The sequence below is a fragment of the Nonomuraea sp. AD125B genome (genome assembly GCF_041402765.1).
Classification (GTDB): Bacteria; Actinomycetota; Actinomycetes; order Streptosporangiales; family Streptosporangiaceae; genus Nonomuraea; species Nonomuraea bangladeshensis.
The window spans coordinates 152,939-171,461 of the sequence record NZ_JBGLOU010000013.1 but is presented as its reverse complement, the minus strand read 5'-3'; the positions used below and the strand labels follow the sequence as shown (position 1 = coordinate 171,461).

Sequence of the window (18,523 nt, the reverse complement as noted above, 5' to 3'; positions counted from 1 at the left end):
CGGCCGGTCGGCGCCGAAGTTCAGGCGGAAGCGGGGCAGGGTGGGGAGGGGGCCGGGGTCGTCGGCGTTGGCCGCCACGTAGGCGTCGTACAGGCCCGCGACCATGCCCTCGTCCCGGCCGAGATCGACTCGCTGGACAGCCATCCGGTCAGCATAGGCACGGCGTGCGGCCGGAGGACCATGATCGAGTCTTCCAGGGTCGCCACCATGGCGAAGGGGAACCGGTCGAGCTCAAGGCAGAGGGCGACGTCGTCAGGATGGGCTCCTTCACGCACCCCCTCCGTCAGCTCGGCGGCGGCACGTGACCCGGCGGCGCGGCGGAGGAATTCGGCCGCATCCGTCCCGGCCTCGGCGGCGCGGTGAGCGATGTACTGGGCGCACGCCAGATCCTCGTCGGCCTGCCCGTCCTCGCCGGTGACCACGAACGTGACGCTGTCGTACCCGCGTGCCCGCAGGAGCCGGGCCGTCGCCTCCGCCACCACGAAGCCGGCGCACAGCACCAGCGACGCCTCCTTGACGGCGAGGGCGCCGACCGTCCCCGCCGTGGTCTTCTGCACGACGGTCCGTCCGCCGAGGTCAAGGGAGCGCAGCAGGGCCGGCGAGTTGACGGCGTCGAACCCGGGCGCGGGCGGACCGTCCTTGAGCGCCACCCAGTCCGGGTGGCGGGCCTTGAGCGCCAGGGCGTCGTCCAGCGACTCGGCGAGCACGATCTTCTCCGCCCCCTGGGCGAAGGCCCAGGCGGCCACGGTGTAAGCGCGCATGACGTCCACCACGACCGCCACGGACGGGGTTTCGACCAAGTCAGTGATGCCGAGGAAACGGGGGTTCACTCCATGATGATCGCGCACTCCGGAGCGCGGGTCACTGGCGGTAGTTCTCCACCTGGCCGGCCGGGCGGACCGCGGCCTCGTCCGGGTCCTCGCCCGCGCCGCGCCGGGCCCGGCGCTGCCTCAGCAGGTCCCAGCACTGGTCGAGCGCCGTCTCCAGCTCCTTGACGCGGTTGTGCTCGTCGTCCGTCGTCACCTCGCCGTTCGAGAGCTTCTCGCGCAACTGGTGCTCCTCGTCGACCAGGGCGCTGATCCTCGTCAGAATCTCGTCATCACTCATGCCAAGACTCTAATCCGAACGTGATAGAACACGCCCTATGTCTGGTATCGCGCTGGTAAGGAAGCCCGGCCCCCGTATCGCCGAGGGCATCGTGACCCACCTCCAGCGCGAGCCGGTGGATCCCGGGCGGGCCCTCGACCAGCACGAGGCGTACGTCGCCGCGCTGGAGGCGGCCGGCCGGCGGATCGTGTACGCCGAGCCCGCCGACGACCTGCCCGACGCGCCGTTCGTGGAGGACGCGGTGGTGGTGTCGGGCCGCGTGGCGGTGCTGACCCGGCCCGGCGCGGCCGAGCGGCGGCCCGAGGTGGAGTCCGTGGCGCGGACCGTACGCGACCTCGGGCTGAAGACCGTCATGATCGCCCGGCCGGGCACGCTCGACGGCGGCGACGTGCTGCAGTCCGGCCCCACCGTCTACGTCGGCCGCTCCGCCCGCACCAACGAGGAGGGCATCCGCCAGCTCGCGGCCCTGCTGCCGGAGCGCCGCGTCGTGCCCGTGGACGTACGCGGCGTCCTGCATCTCAAGTCCGCCGTGACCGCGTTGCCCGACGGCACCCTCATCGGCGACCCCCGCCACGTGGACCTGCCCGGCCTGCTGGTGCCGCCGGAGGAGCCGGGCGCCCACGTCGTCCCGCTGGGCGGCGAGAGCGTGCTGATCGCCGCCTCCGCCCCGCGTACCGCCGAGCTGCTGGAGCGGCGCGGGCTCGCCGTCACGGCCGTGGACATCTCGGAGTTCGAGAAGCTCGAAGGCTGCGTGACCTGCCTCAGCGTGCTCGTCGAGGAGTGAGCCGCGACACACCGTTTCTCGCGATCTGAGATAACGCACGGCGCATACCGAGACGTCTGATAGCGTGCAAGACATGCTGCGCGGGCTCCTTCTTAGCTGCCGCGGCGGGGGCCTTTAAGGCCGGCTCCCTCGCCGCGGAGCCAGTCATGCGCGTCGGCCGCTTCCTTTCCGAACCGCCCGACGAGGAGCAACGACCATGACCGCTCAGCAGCCCAGCCGGATGCCGATCCATCGCTATCAGCCCTTTCAGCCCGTCAAGCTGACCGATCGCACCTGGCCCGACAAGGTCATCACCAAGGCGCCCCGCTGGTGCGCGGTGGACCTGCGCGACGGCAACCAGGCGCTGATCGACCCGATGGACTCCCACCGCAAGCTCCAGATGTTCGAGCTGCTGGTACGCCTGGGCTTCAAGGAGATCGAGGTCGGCTTCCCCGCCGCCTCGCAGACCGACTTCGACTTCGTCCGGCAGATCATCGAAGAGGGCCGCATCCCCGGCGACGTCGTCATCCAGGTACTGACGCAGGCGCGGCCCGAGCTCATCGAGCGCACCTTCGAGTCGCTGCAGGGCGCCAAGCAGGCCATCGTCCACCTCTACAACTCCACCTCCACGCTGCAGCGCCGGGTCGTCTTCGGCCAGGACAAGGAGGGCATCACCGCGATCGCCGTCGAGGGCGCCAAGCTGGTGAAGAAGCTCGCCGACGCGAGCGACGTGGACGTCTTCTTCGAGTACTCCCCGGAGTCGTTCACCGGCACCGAGCTGGAGTACGCCGTCGAGGTCTGCGACGCCGTCAACGAGGTGTGGCAGCCCACCCCCGACCGCAAGGTCATCATCAACCTGCCCGCCACGGTCGAGATGGCCACCCCCAACGTCTACGCCGACCAGATCGAGTGGATGAGCCGCAACCTGCGCCACCGCGACTCGATCGTGCTGTCGCTGCACCCGCACAACGACCGCGGCACCGCCGTCGCCGCCGCCGAGCTCGGCTACATGGCCGGCGCCGACCGCATCGAGGGCTGCCTGTTCGGCAACGGCGAGCGCACCGGCAACGTCTGCCTGGTCACGCTCGGCATGAACCTGTTCTCCCAGGGCGTCGACCCCGAGATCGACTTCAGTGACATCGACGAGATCCGCCGCGTCACCGAATACTGCAACCAGCTTCCCGTGCACCCGCGCCACCCGTGGGGCGGCGAGCTGGTCTACACCGCCTTCTCCGGCTCCCACCAGGACGCCATCAAGAAGGGCTTCGAGCACCTGGAGCGCGACGCCGCGGCCGCCGGGACGCCGGTGGACGAGTTCACGTGGGCGGTCCCCTACCTGCCGATCGACCCGAAGGACATCGGGCGCACGTACGAAGCCGTGATCCGGGTCAACAGCCAGTCCGGCAAGGGCGGCGTGGCGTACATCATGAAGTCCGACCACCAGCTCGACCTGCCGCGCCGGCTGCAGATCGAGTTCTCCAAGGTCGTGCAGGCCCGCACCGACAGCGAGGGCGGCGAGGTCAGCCCCGCGGAGATGTACGAGATCTTCCGCGACGAATACCTCCCCAACCCGGCCAACCGCTGGGGCCGGCTGAGCCTGCTGGCGCACCGCAGCGAGTCCACGGTCGACGACAAGGACCGCATCAGCGCCGACATCCGCCTCGACGGCGAGATCCGCGAGGTCGGCGGCACCGGCAACGGCCCGATCTCGGCCTTCATCGACGCGCTCGGCGGTGTCGGCATCGACGTACGGGTGCTCGACTACTCCGAGCACGCCATGAGCTCGGGCAGCGACGCCAAGGCCGCCTCCTACCTGGAGTGCGACGTCAACGGCGAGGTGCTGTGGGGCGTCGGCATCGACGCCAACACCACCACCGCCTCGCTGAAGGCCATCATCTCGGCGGTCAACCGCGCCTCCCGCTGACGCCGTACCAAGACCGCGCCTCACGGACGATCGTGGCGCGGTCTTGGTCTTTCTGCAGAACGCCCGTAGGAGCCTATGATGCGGCCTGACTACAAGAAAACTTTAGTTTCGTGCAGAGATGTGCGCGGAACTAAAAGCGACTTGTAGTTCCAGTGGCCTAGACTTGCCGCATGTCGATCGAACGGCATCGGCGGTCCGGACACGTACGCCGCGACAGGCTCTGGGAACTCGCCGCGAGCCAGCGTGGCTACTTCACTGCAGCTCAAGCCGTCGAACTGGGCTACTCCCACCAGGCTCAACACTTCCACGCCCAGCAGGGGAACTGGCTGCGCATCGGACGCGCGCTCTACCGCCTTCGGGAATTCGCCATACTGCCGGGGGGAGATCATGATCATTTTGTCCGTTGGTGGCTCTGGAGCGGCCAACGGGCCGTTGTCTCACATCTCAGCGCGCTCGCAGTTCACGATCTCGGGATCGCCAATCCGGCTGAGATCCACCTGACCGTCGGACGAGGGTTCCGGCAGAAGAACGACCGAGTCGTCCTGCATCGCGCGGAGCTGCCTGCGGACGACGTCGAGGATCGCGAAGGGTTCAGAGTGACCACGCCGGTGCGAGCGATCAGCGAGTCCGCCGCAGACGGGGCGGACCAGGACGTGATCGATTCGGCCGTCTCCGAACTGCTGCAGCGCGGGGGAGCCACCCGAGGCCAGCTCATTCGAGCGGCACAGCGCCTCGGAAGCCGCGCCGAGCTAGGGGTCGAGCGGGCGCTGAGGGCGGAGCGGACATGACCCGCTACCGGAACGCGGTCGCGCTGCGCCAGGCACTGGAGAGCAGGCTCAAGAGGCAGGCGGATGAGAACGGCACCGACCTCGGCAGGCTCCGCCGCAGGGTTCTCTTCGAGCGGGCCTTGGCGCGCTTGTCCGCGTCCCAGCCGGGGCGGTGGATTCTCAAAGGCGGCATGGCGATGGAGTTCCGGCTGCTGGATCGGGCGAGGTCGACCAAAGATCTCGACATGGCGATCCGCTCCGGCCAGCTCGATGGCGACGGCCTGCGGGACGAACTCATCGAGGCTCTCGGCTCGGACCCCGACGGCGACAACTTCGTCTTCCAGGTGGCCCCTCCCACCGAGTTGAAACCGGACGGCGAAGGTCGCCGGGCGTACCGCTTCGGGATCCAGGGCCGGTTGGCAGGTAAGGAGTTCGCCCTGTTCAGGCTGGACGCAGTCATGCGCCCGGAGGAGATCGCGCAGACTGACCAGCTCATGCTGCCGGGGACGCTCGCTTTCGCCGAGGTCCCGTCGCGCAGTGTCGAGGCGGTTCACCCTCGTCAGCACTTCGCCGAGAAGCTGCACGCGCTGACCAGAGACTACGGAGACCGGCCGAACACCCGCGTGAAGGACCTGGTGGATCTGGTCCTGCTGATCGAGAACGGCCTGGTCCCCGATGGCGAGCTTGTCGACGTCTGTCGCCATGTCTTCGCGGTCAGGGCGTCACATGCTCTTCCCGAGGAGATTCCCGACCTGCCTCCTCGATGGGACATCGACTATCCAACTCAGGCACAGGGACTGACGATTGTGCCCGCAGACCTGTCGTCGGCGCTCGCATTCGTACGGGGCTTCTGGGAACGGACGATCGCTTGGACAACGGACGGCGAGACTTCCGAGAAGGCCCCGAGCGAGTCGAAGGGCCTTCTCGGAGGATCGTTCGAGGTGGCTAGTCGAACTCACCGTCCTTCACCCCGTTGACGAAGGCGTCCCATTCGCCCGGGGTGAAGACCAGGGCCGGGCCGGTGGGGTTCTTGCTGTCGCGTACGCCGCGGTGCCCTCCGGAGAGGGTGGCGATCTCGACGCAGTTGCCGCCGTTGCTGCCCGAGTGAGAAGACTTGGTCCACGTGGCTGCGCGCAGTTCGTGGGTCAGCTCGTCCATCGTTGCATCGTCTCCTCGATCAATCTGATGGATTCCCGTTGAGACAGAGCTTCGGAGCGGATTCCTTCGTACCTGAATGCCAGGATCCTTACGCTCTCTGTCCCGTCGGTCACCTGGGCGTCGCAAGCGGCCTCGACGTACGCCGTGTCGGGGGCTCCGTGCGCCTGGCTGATGGCGAAGCCGCCGAGGAGCCCGGTCGTGGAGCGCGCGCTGAGCGGAAGGATCTGGATGGTGATCCGCGGCGCCGTGCCGAGTTCGGCGAGGTGGGCGAGTTGGGCGGCCATCACGGCGTGACCGCCGATCGGGCGGTGCAGGACTCCTTCGTCGAGAACCGCCCAGAGCATCGGGGGCTTGGGCCGGCGGAGAATGGACTGGCGCTCCATGCGCGCCGTGACGTTCGCCTCGATCTCCTGCGTCGTCACGCCGGGCTCGCCGCTGAGGATCGCTCGCGCGTAGTCCTCGGTCTGGAGCAGGCCGGGGACGATCAGGGGCTCCCATGTGCGGATCGCCTCCGCCGTGGCCTCCGCGTCGAGCCAGGGCCGGAACCATGGGGGCGCCGACGCGTGGCTGACCATCGGCCAGAGCCGCATCAGCGCGCCTTCCGCTTCCAGCGCCTCGTCGCAGTGGCGGGCGAACTCCTCGGTCGGTGACCGTCTGGCCGTCTCGATCATGCTGATCGTTCCGACGGAGTACGGCACCGCCTTCGACAGGCGGATCTGGGACCAGCCTCGGGCCTTGCGATGGCGCCGCAGTTCGAAGCCGAAGAGCGCGGTCGGCGAGTCAGAGGGACATAGCTCGCTTTCCTTTGGCATCTGACCTCCTGGGGGGTCACCGCCGTTCCGACAGGATATTTGTCGAAACGGTTGATGGCGTCGTGAAGTCAATCGGCTACACAATGTAGCCAAGGGTCGGTGCGGAGCCGAGGGTTATCGGCTCGATCCCGTCGGATCGGCCGCCCTCCCACAGCGGATATTCATGAGGTGTTGAATTCAGGCGACGGCAGACTTACGCTCCTTAGAGAACGGTTCGTTCACTAAGGGAGGCGTCATGGGGTTGGTGGTGACAGGGCTGATCCTGGCCATGCTGCTCGCGGCGCTCGATCAGACGATCATGGCCCCCGCGCTGCCCGTCGTGGCCGGTGACCTCGGCGGGCTCGACCAGATGCCCGGCGTCGTCACCGCCTACCTCGTCGCCGCCACCGTCTCCATGCCCGTCTACGGCAAGCTCGGCGACCGCTACGGCCGCAAGCCGACGCTGCAGGCCGCCGTCGTCGTGTTCGTGACCGGGGCCGTCCTGTGCGCGCTCGCCACGTCGATGCCGCAGCTCATCGCGTTCCGGGTGGTGCAGGGGCTGGGCGGCGGCGGGCTGATGATCGGCGCCCAGGCGACCATCGGCGAGCTGGTCAGCCCGCGCGAGCGGGGGCGCTTCCTCGGCTACTTCGGCTCGGCGTACGTCGTGGCCGCCGTCGGCGGTCCGCTGATCGGCGGGTTCCTCATCGACCGGGTGAGCTGGCGGTGGATCTTCGCGATCTACCCGCCGCTCGGGGTGCTGGCGCTGGTCCTGCTCACCGTGGCGCTGCGGCTGCCGCGGCCCGAGGGCGGGCGGCGGCCCCTCGACGTGGCCGGGGCGCTCGCGCTGGGCGCCCTCGTCGTGGGCGTGGTGCTGGTCGGGCAGACCCGCGAGCCGGTCCACCTGCTGGTGGCCGCGGGCGGGCTGGCCGGCTGGCTGGTCAGCGCCAGGTGCGCGGCCGACCCCATCATGCCGCTGCGGCTCTTCCGCGAGCGGGCCTTCGCCGTGCCCGTGGCGATCAGCCTGCTCATCGGGTTCGCGCTGTTCGGGACGATCACGTACATGCCGGCCTACCTCCAGATCGCGCACCGCGCCGGCGCCACCCAGGCCGGGCTTCTCGTGACCGCGCTCATGGGCGGGGTGCTGGCCGCCACGATCGTCTCCGGGCGGCTGATCACCAGGACCGGCCGGTACAAACCGTTCCCCGTCGCCGGGACCGCCGTCGCGGCGGCCGGGCTCGCGCTCGTCGGGCTCACGGCCGGCTCGCCGCCCGCGCTGGCCGTGTCCATGCTGGTCACCGGGCTGGGGGTCGGCCTGGTCATGCAGGTCATGCTGCTGGCCGCGCAGAACGCCGTCCCCTACGCCGACCTCGGCACGGCCACCTCGTCGGTCACGTTCGTCCGGCAGATCGGGGCGTCGGCCGGGGTCGCGGTCGTGGGCGCGTTCATCACCCTGCGGTCCGGGATCTCCGCCACCGAGACCCCGGCCGCGCTGCCCGACGGCGTGCGCGAGTCGTTCGCGACGGCCGTGCCCCCGGTGTTCGGGGCCATGGCGCCGCTGCTGGTCGTGGCGTTCGGGCTGGCGCTGGCGCTGCCGGCGCGCCCGCTCCGCACCACGGCGCACGCCGATGACATCCCCGTGAAGGAGAACTCGTGAGACTCGTCGCGCCCCTGGACGCCGTCGGCCGTGCCGACCTGCCCCTGGCCGGAGGCAAGGGCGCCAACCTGGGCGAGCTGGTCAGGAACGGCTTCCCCGTGCCGCCCGGCTTCGTCGTCACCACGCACGCCTACGACCTCGCGGGCCGGGACGGCGAGCTGCCCGCCGAGCTGCGGCGGGAGATCGCCGCCGGGTACGAGGCGCTCGGCGCAGGGCCGGTGGCCGTGCGGTCGAGCGCGACCGCCGAGGACCTGCCGGGGGCCGCGTTCGCCGGGCAGCAGGACACCTACCTCAATGTGGTGGGCGAGCAGGCGCTGCTCGACGCGGTACGCCGCTGCTGGGGCTCGCTCCACACCGAACGGGCCGTCGCCTACCGGGCCAGGCTCGGCATCGACGACGCCGGGGTGAGCATCGCCGTGGTCGTGCAGCGCATGGTCGAGGCGGACACGGCGGGCGTCCTGTTCACCGCCGACCCGGTCACCGGCGACCGGGAGCGCATCGTCGTCGACGCGGGCGCCGGTCTCGGGGAGGCCGTCGTCTCTGGCCTGGTCACGCCCGACCACTACGAGGTGGACCGCCGGGGCCGCATCGCCTACCGGCCCGGCCGGGGCGAGGTCGTCGTCCGGAGCGCTCCCAGCGGCGGCGTCGTCCACGAGACCCGCCCCGACGGCCGGACGGCACGGCTGCCGGACGCCGTCGTGGCCGAGCTGGCCGGGCTGGCCCGCCGGGTCGCCGCCCACTACGGCCGCCCCCAGGACATCGAGTGGGCCTATGCCGCCGGCCGCCTCCACCTGCTCCAGGCGCGGCCCATGACGGCCCTGCCGCCGCCCCCGCCCGGCCGGCTCAACCCGGTGCGGCGCCGGCTCACCGGCATCCTGATGGAATACCTGCCGGTCCGGCCGTACCCGATCGACATGACGACCTGGCTGCCGTACGGGCCTGCGGGGCTGATGGGCAAGGTGACCGGCGCGTTCGTGATCCGGGGCGGATTCGAGGGGTTCCTGCGCGAGGAGGACGGCGTCGTCGTCGCGCTCGTCCCGCCGAGGCCCCGCCCGACGGCCAGGGCGCTGACCGCGCCGTTCCGCCTCGCGGCCAAGGCCGGACGGTACGACCCCGCCCGCTGGACCGAGGACCGCCGCTTCACCGGCTACCTGGCGGCGGCGCGTGACCTGGCCGCCCTGGATCTCGGGACGCTGCCGTGGGAGGAGCTGATCCGCGTGCCCAGGAAGGCGCTCGACCTGGTCGCCCCGGTGGCCGACCTGCGCATCGACTACCTGCCGGGCACCGGGCTCGCGCTGCTGCGGCTGCTGGCGGCCGTCAAGCTGCTGCGCCGGGGTGCGCTCTTCCCCGGGCTGCTGGCCGGCGCGGTCACCCGGACGAGCGAGACCAACTGGGCGCTGGAACGGCTGGCCGAGCTGGCCGTCCGCACCGGCGCGCTCGACGACGGCCCGAAGCCCGCCGAGTTCCTGGCCGCGTTCGAGGAGTTCCTGCGCGAGTACGGCCACCGCGAGACCGCCAGCCCCATCCTCGTCACCCCGCCCACCTGGGCGGACGCGCCGGAGACCGTGCTCGGCCTGGTCCGGATGCTGGCCGCGCACCCCGCGCCGGCGGCCGGGGAGCCGGGCGACGCCCTCGACCGGCTGCTCGGCCACCCGCTCCTGCGTGCCCCGAGGCGGCGGGAGCGGATGCGGCGCTGGGTGGCCGCCGCCCGCGCCGGGATCGCCTTCCGCGAGGACAGCCATTTTTACTTCACGCTGCCGCAGCCCGTCCTGCGCCGCTCGCTCGTCGAGCTGGGCCGGCGGCTGTGCGCGGCCGGCCTGCTCGACCGCCCCGAGGACGTCTTCCACCTGCGGCTGGAGGAGCTGGAGTCGATCGGCGGCGAGGCCGCGCTGAGCGGTGCCGACGGGGCCCGGCTGCGCGAGCTCGCGCGGGCGCGGGCGGCGAAACGGGAGGAACTGGCCGGCGTACGCCTCATCGACCCCGCCGCCGTCTTCCCTCCCGCGGCGGCGGACGGGGACGCGCTGGTGACCGGCGCCCCGGCGAGCGCGGGCACCGCCACCGGGCCGGTGAAGGTGATCAGGGAACCCGCCGAGTTCGGCCGGCTGGCGGCGGGCGACGTGCTCGTCTGCCCCTACACGAACCCGTCGTGGACGCCGCTGTTCCAGCGGGCCGCGGCCGTGGTCGTGGACAGCGGAGGGACGGCCTCGCACGCGGCGATCGTGGCGCGGGAGTACGGCGTCCCCGCCGTCATGGGCACGGGCACCGGGACGTCCGTGCTGGCGGACGGCCAGGTCGTGACCGTGAACGGCGACGCGGGCACGGTCGTCCCCGCTGCCTAGGATGGCTGTCATGGTCACCGACCACCGCAAGCTGCCCCGCCGCAGAGGGGAGGCGCTCAACGCCGCGATCCACCGGGCGACGCTCGACGAGCTGGCCGAGAGCGGCTACGCCGGGCTCACCATGGAACGGGTGGCCGAGCGGGCGAAAACCGGCAAGGCGTCGCTCTACCGGCGCTGGCCGTCACGCCTGGAGCTGGTGGCCGAGGCCGTGCGGACCGTCCTGCCCACGCCCGAGTCCGTCCCCGACACCGGGGAGCTGCGCGGCGACCTGATCGCCATGCTGGGTCAGGCCGCGCGGGCCCTGTCGGGGCCGGCGGGGGAGGCGCTGCGCGGGCTCCTCGGGGAGGCGCTGAGCAGCGGCTCGCAGCTCGGCGCGATGCGCAGGACGTCGCAGGGGATGGGCAGGAAGGCCATGGAGGAGGTCGTGCGGCGGGCGGTCGAGCGGGGGGAGGTCGATCCAGGGGTGATCACCCCTAGGCGGCTGGACGCGGGGCATGCGCTGCTGCGGCACCACTTCCTCTTCGACGGCACCCCCATTCCCGACGAGCTGGTGGTGCAGATCGTGGACGAGGTGCTGGTGCCGCTCCTGACGAGAGGGTGAGGGGCACCCCCCGGCCAACTGCCCGGTGCCGCCGCTCACGGAAGGGTGAGACCCATGGTGGCGGCGGTGAGGCGCATGGCGTGGTCGAAGGCGGGGCGGCGGTCGTCGATGACGTTGTTGAACTGGCCGAACACCTCGAAGTTGACCCACCCGTACAACGTCGTCCACGCCGCGGCGGACGCCCACACGACCTCGTCCGGCACGCCGGGCATCAGCTGGCTCAACGCCCCCGCCTGCGAGGCCAGCTCGGGCGGCGGCGCGGGCAGGCGGTCGGGCAGACGCACGGTCCCGGCCCGCCAGGCGTCGGCGATGAGCGCCCCGAGCACGGTGACGTCCCGCGCCCGAGCCGCCACGGTGTCCTGCGGAGCGTGGTAGCCGGGCACGGGGGAGCCGTAGAGCAGGGCGTACTCGTGGGGGTGCGCGAGCGCCCAGTCCCGCACCGCGTGGCAGGCGGCCAGCCACCGCCCCAGGTGGTCCTCCCGCGGGCAGGCGGCCTCGCCCTGCTCGACGGCCTCGCCGAGCGCGTTGTAGCCGTCGATGATGAGGGCGGTCAGCAGGTCGTCGCGGCTCGGGAAATAGCGGTAGATGGCCGAGGAGACCATGCCCATCTCCCGTGCCACCGCGCGCAGCGACAGCCCGCCCGCGCCCTCGGTGGCGAGCTGGCGGCGTGCGATGTCGGTGATCTCCCTGGTGAGCTCGGCCCGGACACGTTCTCTGGCGGTGCGGCTTGCGGTCATGACGTCAGGTTATCAGAGCGGTGCGAAAATACGAGAGCACTGCTCTTGACGATTGTCGCTCTCTTGAGAGAGCATTGCTCTCGTAAGTGAACGGCAGTAACGACCGCTGGAGTCCCCGATGCTCACCCTCGCCAAGCATGCCAACGCCGCCCTGATGTTCTTCCTGGAGCTGGCCGTGCTGTTCGGCGCCGGCTACTGGGGCTTCACCGTCAGCCCGAACTGGGCTCTGAAGCTGCTGGCAGGGCTCGGCGCCCCGGCGCTGTTCATCGCGACGTGGGCGCTGTTCGGCGCGGGCGGCGGCGCGAACGCCGTCTACCCGCTCACCGGCCTGGCCCGCGCCGCTCTGGAGATCGTCTGGTTCGGCGGCGGCGCGCTCGCGTTCTATGCCGCCGGCGCCGCGACCCCCGCGGCCGTCCTCGCCGTTCTCTTCGTCGTCAACGCCGTCCTCCGTCTCGCATGGAAGCAGGTCTGATCATGGGTAAGCACGTCGTCGTCGGATCCGGGCAGGTCGGCGGCCATCTCGCCGCCAAGCTCCTCGACCAGGGGCACGAGGTCGTCGTCGTGACCCGCTCCGGCCGCGGCCCCGAGGGCGCGGTCAAGGTCGCGGCCGACATCGCCGACCAGGCCAGGCTCGTCCAGGTCGCCCAGGGCGCGGACGTCCTCTACAACTGCGTCAACCCCGCCTACCACCGCTGGCTGACCGACTGGCCGCCGATGGCCGCGTCGTTCCTGGCCGCCGCCGAGTCGAGCGGTGCCGTGTACGTCATGCTCGGCAACCTCTACCCCTACGGCCCGGTCGCCGGCCCGATGACCGAGGACCTGCCGCTCGCCTCCACCGACCCCAAGTTCCAGGTACGCGCCACGATGTGGGAGGACGCCCTCGCCGCCCACCGGGCGGGCCGGATCAGGGTCACCGAGGTGCGCGGCTCCGACTACTACGGCCCCGGCGCCACCGACCAGTCCTACCTCGGCGACCGCTTCATCAAGCCGCTGCGCGCCGGCCGGGCCGTCCCGATCGTCTGGCCGGCCGACGTGCCGCACGCCTGGACGTACCTGCCGGACGTGGCCGACGCGCTCATCGTTGCCGGGGGCGACGAGCGGGCCTGGGGGCGGCCCTGGCACGTGCCGACCGCCGAGCCGCTGACCTTCCGTCAGATGGGGGAGCGGATGGCCGCCCTGCTCGGCAGGCCCGCGCCGCGGCTCGTCCGGATCCCGTGGCCGGTGCTGCGGGCGGGCGGGCTGTTCTCGCCGATGATGCGGGAGCTGGGGCACGTCCGTCACCAGTTCACGGCGCCGTACGTGCTGGACTCCTCAGCCTTCCAGCGGACGTTCGGCGTCGCGCCCACGCCGGTGGACGAGGCGCTGAAGGCTACGCTCGGCCTGTGAAGACAGCAATCATCGGCCTGGGCGACATCGCGGAGAAGGCCTATCTGCCCGTGCTCGCCGCCCAGCCCGGCCTCGACCTGCACCTGTGCACCCGCAACACCGCCCGGCTGGACCGGCTCGGCGACGCCTACCGCGTCGCCCGCCGCTCCACCAGCGTGGACGAGGTCATCAAGGCGGGGGTGGAGGCGGCGTTCGTGCACGCGGCCACGGAGGCCCATCCGGAGATCGTCGAGCCGCTGCTGGCCGCCGGGGTGCACGTCTACGTCGACAAGCCGATCGCGTACACGCTGGCCGAGTCCGAGCGGCTGGTGCGCCTGGCGCGGGCCGAGGGCAGGTCGCTCATGGTCGGCTTCAACCGCCGCCGCGCCCCCGGCTACGCCGCGCTCGCCGAGCTGCCCCGGCACCTGGTCGTCATGGAGAAGAACAGGGAGAACCACCCCGACGACCCGCGCAGGGCGGTCTTCGACGACTTCATCCACGTCGCCGACACGCTGAGGTTCCTGCTGCCCGGCCCGGTCACGGACACCACGATCAGGGCCAGGGTCAGGGACGGCCGCATCGAGCACATCGTGCTGGAGCTGTCCGGCGACGGCTGCACCGCCCTCGGGATCATGAACAGGGTGAGCGGCGCGAGCGAGGAGTCCTGCGAGGTCATGGGCGACGGCGTCAAGCGGCGGGTGGTCAACCTCGGCGACGTGGTCGACTACCGCGGCGGCGAGACGCTCACCCGGCGGCCCGACTGGGTGCCGGTGTCCCGTCAGCGCGGCATCGAGCAGGTCTGCGTGGAGTTCCTGGACGCGGTCCGCGCGGGCCGGGTGCTGGACGCGGGCGACGCGCTCGCCACCCACGCCCTGTGCGAGGAGATCGTGGCGCGGGCCGGCTGAGGTCAGTCCTCGCGCTCGGCGCGCATCTCCCGGTCGGCCCTCGCCAGCATCCGCTCGAAGGGCCGGCCGCCCAGCCGGGTCAGCACCGTGTAGCCCTTGGCGTCGCTCAGCGGGCTCGACGACGACACCACGCCCGCGACCGCGCCGCCGTACAGCGCGGGCCCGCCGCTGCCGCCCGCGGCGGCGTGGCAGTTGCGGGTGACCATGAGCCCAGGCCCCTCCGAGACGCCCTCGGTCGTGTCGCCCAGGCACCGGTGCAGCCGCACCCCCGGATAGCCCTTGCCGGCGGGGTAGCCCAGCAGCTCCAGGCCGCGCAGCGCGGTGCCGCGCCTGGTCGGCATGGGCGCGAGGCCGCGCCCGGTGACCGCCTCCAGCGGGCGGCCCCGCCGGGTGACGCCGGCCAGCCCCACGTCGTACGGCAGCAGCTCCGTCGAGTACGGCCGGTGCCGCCACCGCGCCGGCACCCACGAGCGCACCACCGGCCACACGCCGTGCCGCGCCCGCCCCCGGTCGTAGCCGGGCAGGAAGGTCAGCCGCCCGAGCTGCCGCCCCTGGTGGTAGAGGCAGTGCGCGGCCGTCAGCACCAGGCTGCGGCTGCGCGAGCCGATCACGGTGCCGCCGCACATGATGTCCTGGCCGGTCGCCGCGTCACGCCCGACCAGCACGCCGGTGAGCTGCCGCGCCCCCGTGAAGGGGCGCGGCACCGGGGCGTAGCCGAGGCGGTCGCCGTCGGGGGTGAGCACGCGCGGGGCGGGGATGTTGCGTTGGGACACCTCGATGACGGCGCTTGGATCGAGCAGGAGCAGGGACAGCACCAACCTGAGCACCCTCCAACAGGTAGCAGAAGATGATCAGCGCCCCGACCTGCGACATCCGGGTTTACTAACTCGTGTACTGGGAACCGAGCGCGCGCAGCCGCTCGTGCGCGGACTCGTAGACGCCCGGCCCGCCGAGGTACGCCTTGGGCAGCTTGGCCACCATCGTGTAGTTGGTGTCGCACACGTTGCCCACCGGCGCCTCCCCGGCCTGGCTGACGAGCTGGTAGGCGTCCAGGGTGTCGAGCCCGGTCAGCTCGGCGGCCCAGGTGACCAGGTCGTGCTGGCTGATCCGGTAGGCGTCCTCCAGCGGCCGGGCCGAGCCCGTGGACATCAGGTGCAGGTCGTCCTCCAGCCGCGGCCACGGCGTGGCCACGCCCTTGATCAGCTCGACCGCGACCACGGTGTTCATGGCGGACTCGACCGCGGTGCCGCACACCTCGCCGTGGCCCTGCCTGGCGTGCCCGTCGCCGATCGCGAACAGGCCGCCCTCGACGTTGACGCCCAGATAGACGGTGACGCCCGCGCGCAGCTCGGGGGTGTCCATGTTGCCGCCGTGCGCGTCGGGGGTGATGGTCATGCGGGCCTCGTTCGCGCCGGGGGCGACGCCGACCGTGCCGTGCATGGGGTCGAGCGGCAGCTCCACGCTGAAGTCGCTGGAACGGGCGTGGTAGACGGCCACGCCCTTGTCGAGGTCGAGGTCGTAGCGCCAGACGCGCTCCTCCAGCGGCGGCTGGAGCATGGCCGTGGTGTGGGTGCCGGTCAGCGCGCCGAAGTGCGGGAACGTCGTGGACACCGCCCAGTCCCGCGCCGGGGTGATCCGTACGAAGTGCAGCGCCAGCGTGTCGCCGGGCTCGGCCCCCTCCACGTGGAACGGCCCGGTCACCGGGTTGAGGTAGGGGAACTCGCACACCCGCGACGGCAGGTCGTCCACCGTCCGCACCAGGCCGCCGAAGCAGTCCTCGGTGAAGATCTCCAGGATCGTGCCCGGGCGCACCTTGCCCACCGGCGGCCGGCCGCCGAAGGTGTAGCTCAGCTCCTCGGGCTTCGGGCGGTAGGAAACGACGTTCACACGACCTCCTTGGGAAGCTCGGGCCGGCGGCCCGCCAGATAGGTGATGCCGAGCACGACCAGGCCGAGCAGCAGCCACAGGCCGCCGACCCACTGGGCCGCGACGTTCTGGTTGATGACGACGGCGGCCAGCACGAGGAAGCCGACCACGGGCACGACCAGGTGCGCCAGCAGGTTACCGCTGCGCTTCCTGATCAGGTAGTGGACCATGACGGAGACGTGCAGCATCAGGAACGCGAACATCGCGCCGAAGTTGACCAGCGAGGCCAGTTCCCCGATGCCGTTGTCCCGGGTGCTCATGAAGATCCCGAGGACGAGCGAGATGGCGGCCACCACGAGCGTGGCGTTGACCGGGACCTTGTGCTTGGGATGCACCTTGGCGAGGAACGACGGCAGCATCCGGTCCCGGCCCATCGCGAACAGCAGCCGCGAGGTGGCCGCCTGCGCGACCAGCGAGTTGGCGAACCCCCACGCGACGGCGGTGGCCACGGCGGTGAGCGCCGCCAGCCAGGGCCCGCCGGCGAACTCGGCGGTGTCGTAGAAGGCGTTGCCGGCCTCGTCGCCGTTCGCGATGAGGTCGGCCCGGCCGGGGGTGAGCAGCGCGGCCACCCACGTCTGCACCACGAACAGCACGGCGGCGACGGCGAGGGCGGCCAGCATGGACCGGCCGAGCCTGCGGGCGTCCTCGCGGTTCTCCTCGGCGAGCGTCGAGATGCCGTCGAAGCCGAGGAACGACAGCACCGCGACCGACGCCGCGGCCAGCACCACGCTCCAGCTGAACCCGGCCGAGTCGAACAGCGGCGTGAGCGCGCCGGTCTGCGCCTTGCCCTGCGCCAGGGCGACGCCGCCGACCACCAGGAAGATCGCCAGCACGACCAGCTCGGCGGCCAGCATGATCCGGGTGATCCTCGCGGTCATCTGGATGCCGAGGTAGTTGACGACGGTGTTGAGCACCACGAACGCCGCCAGCCAGGCCACGACGGGGACGGCGGGCACGAAGGAGTTCATGGCCACGCTCGCGACCAGGTAGAGCAGGGACGGTACGAGCACGTAGTCGAGCAGGATCGCCCATCCGGCGATGAACCCGACCGGCGCGGCGATCCCGCGCCCGGCGTAGGTGTAGACGGACCCGGCCATCGGGAAGGCGCGGGCCATCTGCGCGTACGACAGCGCGGTGAACGCCATCGCCACCAGGCCGATGAGGTACGCCAGCGCGACCATGCCGTGCGAGACGGCGAAGACGTTGCCGAAGATGCCGAACGGCGCGATCGGCACCATGAAGATCAGGCCGTAGATCATGAGGTCGGCGAAACCCAGGGACCGCTGTAGTTCCTGGCGGTAGCCGAACTGCTCGACGGTGCTCATGGACGTGGCTCCTAGCTGCGTCAGGGGGCGATTGGCACCTTAGAGCCAAAGCTTTCTAGAGAAAAGGTTTCTCCAGAAAGAATTGGAGGCCGTCCGCGCGGGCCAGGTGGACCGGGTGGGCCACCTGCCGGTCCCGCAGCGTGAGCCGGCCCCGCCCGCTGGTGATCGTGGCGCCCTCGGCCACCGCGTCCAGTGCGGGCACCGCCAGCGAGCCCGCCCGCCCGCACAGCGCCGCCAGCATGGCGACCGCCTCGTAGCAGCCGTGGCCGTGCGCGTTGAGCATGGGGGCGTCGGGGCCGAAGCGGGCCGCGTACCGCTCGGCGAAGTCCAGCGCCGGCTCGGTCGTGAGGTCGCGGAAGTAGCCCATGGACGCGTACAGCTCGCCGGTGCCGTCGCCGCCGATGCCGAGCAGGCCGTGCTCCTCCAGCGCCCCGCAGAGCCGGGCCGCACCCAGCCCGGCGGCGGCGTAGGCCCGGTTGAAGGCCACCAGGTCGCTGCCGATCAGCGTGAGCAGGATCGCGTCGGGCCGGGCCCCGGCGACCCGGTCCAGCCAGCGCGTCGCCTGCCCGTAGCCGGCGAGGCCCTCGCCCACGACGCTCGCCCCGGCCGCGCCCAGGCGGACGCGGGCGGCCGCGTGCACCAGCCGGGGCCAGACGTAGTCGTTGCCCAGCAGGAACCAGCGGCGGGCCCGGCGGGTGCGGATCAGCCAGTCGATGGCCGGTTCGAGCTGGCGGCGCGGGGTCTCGCCCAGGAAGTAGACGCCGGGGGCGTGGCCGCCGCCCTCGTACGGGGGCGCGTACACGAACGGCACCCGCCCGGCGAGCGCCGCCACCACCTCCACCCGCACGTCGCTGGCGTGCGTGCCGGCGACCGCCTGGACCGTGCCCGAGGCGACCAGCCCGGCGACCTCGGCGGCCACCTCGCGGGCCGGCCGGCCGCCGTCCACCAGGACCAGCTCCACCGGCCTGCCGAGCACCCCGCCGGCCGCGTTGAGCTCCTCAGCGGCCAGCACGGCGCAGTTGATCGCGCAGGGGCCCACCAGCCCGAGCACCCCGGACACCGGCACGACGAGGCCGATCCTGAGCGAGTCGGAGGGGAGGAGCCGCGCTTCTAAGGGATCGACGACCGCCGCCACGCCGACGAGTATCCTCCGGAATAGCT

At 71.7% G+C, this 18,523-nt stretch carries 19 protein-coding genes; 10 read left to right on the top strand and 9 right to left on the bottom strand.

Going from position 1 to position 18,523, the window contains the following annotated elements; all coding sequences use genetic code 11:
- Positions 1–20 precede the first annotated feature (20 nt).
- Both ACBR40_RS31620 and ACBR40_RS31615 read right to left on the bottom strand, forming a co-directional pair.
- Positions 21–830 carry a 2-phosphosulfolactate phosphatase gene (locus ACBR40_RS31620; RefSeq protein WP_371251119.1) on the bottom strand — a complete coding sequence of 270 codons (810 nt, stop codon included), beginning with the start codon at positions 828–830 and terminating at the stop codon, positions 21–23.
- 31 nt (positions 831–861) lie between these two features.
- Complete coding sequence (locus tag ACBR40_RS31615; protein WP_329582781.1) at positions 862–1,107, bottom strand: DUF2630 family protein; 246 nt, start codon at positions 1,105–1,107, stop codon at positions 862–864.
- Between the two features lie 37 nt (positions 1,108–1,144).
- Between ACBR40_RS31615 and ddaH the strand changes: the two genes are divergently transcribed.
- The 4 genes from ddaH (at position 1,145) to ACBR40_RS31595 (ending at position 5,538) form a co-directional block, all read left to right on the top strand.
- On the top strand, positions 1,145–1,891 hold the full coding sequence (gene ddaH / locus ACBR40_RS31610; protein ID WP_371251118.1) for a dimethylargininase: 747 nt from the start codon (positions 1,145–1,147) through the stop codon (positions 1,889–1,891).
- Positions 1,892–2,087: 196 nt separating this feature from the next.
- Positions 2,088–3,794, top strand: coding sequence for a 2-isopropylmalate synthase (gene leuA / locus ACBR40_RS31605; RefSeq protein WP_371251117.1), 1,707 nt, complete (start codon positions 2,088–2,090; stop codon positions 3,792–3,794).
- Between the two features lie 170 nt (positions 3,795–3,964).
- Positions 3,965–4,582, top strand: coding sequence for a hypothetical protein (locus tag ACBR40_RS31600; protein WP_371251116.1), 618 nt, complete (start codon positions 3,965–3,967; stop codon positions 4,580–4,582).
- Positions 4,579–5,538, top strand: coding sequence for a nucleotidyl transferase AbiEii/AbiGii toxin family protein (locus tag ACBR40_RS31595; protein ID WP_371251115.1), 960 nt, complete (start codon positions 4,579–4,581; stop codon positions 5,536–5,538). Before ACBR40_RS31600 ends, ACBR40_RS31595 begins: the two co-directional genes overlap by 4 nt.
- On the opposite strand, the gene ACBR40_RS31590 is transcribed toward ACBR40_RS31595, so the two are convergent.
- Both ACBR40_RS31590 and ACBR40_RS31585 read right to left on the bottom strand, forming a co-directional pair.
- Positions 5,507–5,719 (bottom strand): DUF397 domain-containing protein, encoded by a 213-nt coding sequence (locus ACBR40_RS31590; RefSeq protein ID WP_344204824.1) that lies wholly within the window; start codon positions 5,717–5,719, stop codon positions 5,507–5,509. The genes ACBR40_RS31595 and ACBR40_RS31590 overlap by 32 nt on opposite strands.
- Positions 5,707–6,531, bottom strand: coding sequence for a helix-turn-helix domain-containing protein (locus ACBR40_RS31585; protein ID WP_371251114.1), 825 nt, complete (start codon positions 6,529–6,531; stop codon positions 5,707–5,709). The genes ACBR40_RS31590 and ACBR40_RS31585 overlap by 13 nt, the downstream gene beginning before the upstream one ends.
- Before the next feature lie 235 nt (positions 6,532–6,766).
- Here ACBR40_RS31585 and ACBR40_RS31580 point away from each other — a divergent pair, with 235 nt between their 5' ends.
- The 3 genes from ACBR40_RS31580 to ACBR40_RS31570 are packed head-to-tail and all read left to right on the top strand — an operon-like array spanning position 6,767 to position 11,104.
- Complete coding sequence (locus ACBR40_RS31580; protein ID WP_371251113.1) at positions 6,767–8,164, top strand: MFS transporter; 1,398 nt, start codon at positions 6,767–6,769, stop codon at positions 8,162–8,164.
- Complete coding sequence (locus ACBR40_RS31575) at positions 8,161–10,503, top strand: PEP/pyruvate-binding domain-containing protein (RefSeq protein ID WP_371251112.1); 2,343 nt, start codon at positions 8,161–8,163, stop codon at positions 10,501–10,503. The genes ACBR40_RS31580 and ACBR40_RS31575 overlap by 4 nt, the downstream gene beginning before the upstream one ends.
- 1 nt (position 10,504) lies before the next feature.
- On the top strand, positions 10,505–11,104 hold the full coding sequence (locus ACBR40_RS31570; RefSeq protein ID WP_371251111.1) for a TetR/AcrR family transcriptional regulator: 600 nt from the start codon (positions 10,505–10,507) through the stop codon (positions 11,102–11,104).
- 35 nt (positions 11,105–11,139) lie between these two features.
- Here the strand turns inward: ACBR40_RS31570 and ACBR40_RS31565 are convergent, their stop codons facing one another.
- Positions 11,140–11,841, bottom strand: a complete 702-nt coding sequence (locus ACBR40_RS31565; protein WP_371251110.1) for a TetR/AcrR family transcriptional regulator — start codon at positions 11,839–11,841, stop codon at positions 11,140–11,142.
- A 118-nt stretch (positions 11,842–11,959) separates the two neighbouring features.
- Between ACBR40_RS31565 and ACBR40_RS31560 the strand changes: the two genes are divergently transcribed.
- From ACBR40_RS31560 to ACBR40_RS31550, 3 genes are read left to right on the top strand one after another with little or no spacing between them, the layout of a single operon-like run.
- The gene (locus ACBR40_RS31560) at positions 11,960–12,313 is read left to right on the top strand and encodes a YrdB family protein (RefSeq protein ID WP_371251108.1); all 354 of its coding nucleotides are present in this window, start codon (positions 11,960–11,962) and stop codon (positions 12,311–12,313) included.
- Positions 12,314–12,315: 2 nt separating this feature from the next.
- Positions 12,316–13,227, top strand: coding sequence for an NAD-dependent epimerase/dehydratase family protein (locus tag ACBR40_RS31555; RefSeq protein WP_371251107.1), 912 nt, complete (start codon positions 12,316–12,318; stop codon positions 13,225–13,227).
- Positions 13,224–14,111: a Gfo/Idh/MocA family protein gene (locus tag ACBR40_RS31550; protein WP_371251106.1), complete on the top strand. Its 888-nt coding sequence runs from the start codon at positions 13,224–13,226 to the stop codon at positions 14,109–14,111. Before ACBR40_RS31555 ends, ACBR40_RS31550 begins: the two co-directional genes overlap by 4 nt.
- 2 nt (positions 14,112–14,113) lie before the next feature.
- Here ACBR40_RS31550 and ACBR40_RS31545 read toward each other — a convergent pair whose 3' ends face one another.
- The 4 genes from ACBR40_RS31545 to ACBR40_RS31530 all read right to left on the bottom strand — a co-directional run bounded on the left by ACBR40_RS31545 (position 14,114) and on the right by ACBR40_RS31530 (position 18,497).
- Positions 14,114–14,926, bottom strand: a complete 813-nt coding sequence (locus ACBR40_RS31545; RefSeq protein ID WP_371251105.1) for a serine protease — start codon at positions 14,924–14,926, stop codon at positions 14,114–14,116.
- 67 nt (positions 14,927–14,993) lie between these two features.
- Positions 14,994–15,998, bottom strand: a complete 1,005-nt coding sequence (locus ACBR40_RS31540; protein ID WP_344204807.1) for an acetamidase/formamidase family protein — start codon at positions 15,996–15,998, stop codon at positions 14,994–14,996.
- Positions 15,995–17,362, bottom strand: a complete 1,368-nt coding sequence (locus ACBR40_RS31535; protein WP_344204805.1) for an APC family permease — start codon at positions 17,360–17,362, stop codon at positions 15,995–15,997. Before ACBR40_RS31535 ends, ACBR40_RS31540 begins: the two co-directional genes overlap by 4 nt.
- A gap of 55 nt (positions 17,363–17,417) precedes the next feature.
- Positions 17,418–18,497: a substrate-binding domain-containing protein gene (locus tag ACBR40_RS31530; protein WP_371251104.1), complete on the bottom strand. Its 1,080-nt coding sequence runs from the start codon at positions 18,495–18,497 to the stop codon at positions 17,418–17,420.
- Positions 18,498–18,523 lie beyond the last annotated feature (26 nt).

Coding starts and splice junctions, on each gene's coding strand:
- ACBR40_RS31615 (WP_329582781.1), bottom strand. CDS start 1,107: ATGAGTGATGACGAGATTCTGACGAGGATCAGCGCCCTGGTCGACGAG.
- ddaH (WP_371251118.1), top strand. CDS start 1,145: ATGTCTGGTATCGCGCTGGTAAGGAAGCCCGGCCCCCGTATCGCCGAG.
- leuA (WP_371251117.1), top strand. CDS start 2,088: ATGACCGCTCAGCAGCCCAGCCGGATGCCGATCCATCGCTATCAGCCC.
- ACBR40_RS31600 (WP_371251116.1), top strand. CDS start 3,965: ATGTCGATCGAACGGCATCGGCGGTCCGGACACGTACGCCGCGACAGG.
- ACBR40_RS31595 (WP_371251115.1), top strand. CDS start 4,579: ATGACCCGCTACCGGAACGCGGTCGCGCTGCGCCAGGCACTGGAGAGC.
- ACBR40_RS31590 (WP_344204824.1), bottom strand. CDS start 5,719: ATGGACGAGCTGACCCACGAACTGCGCGCAGCCACGTGGACCAAGTCT.
- ACBR40_RS31585 (WP_371251114.1), bottom strand. CDS start 6,531: ATGCCAAAGGAAAGCGAGCTATGTCCCTCTGACTCGCCGACCGCGCTC.
- ACBR40_RS31580 (WP_371251113.1), top strand. CDS start 6,767: ATGGGGTTGGTGGTGACAGGGCTGATCCTGGCCATGCTGCTCGCGGCG.
- ACBR40_RS31570 (WP_371251111.1), top strand. CDS start 10,505: ATGGCTGTCATGGTCACCGACCACCGCAAGCTGCCCCGCCGCAGAGGG.
- ACBR40_RS31565 (WP_371251110.1), bottom strand. CDS start 11,841: ATGACCGCAAGCCGCACCGCCAGAGAACGTGTCCGGGCCGAGCTCACC.
- ACBR40_RS31560 (WP_371251108.1), top strand. CDS start 11,960: ATGCTCACCCTCGCCAAGCATGCCAACGCCGCCCTGATGTTCTTCCTG.
- ACBR40_RS31555 (WP_371251107.1), top strand. CDS start 12,316: ATGGGTAAGCACGTCGTCGTCGGATCCGGGCAGGTCGGCGGCCATCTC.
- ACBR40_RS31535 (WP_344204805.1), bottom strand. CDS start 17,362: ATGAGCACCGTCGAGCAGTTCGGCTACCGCCAGGAACTACAGCGGTCC.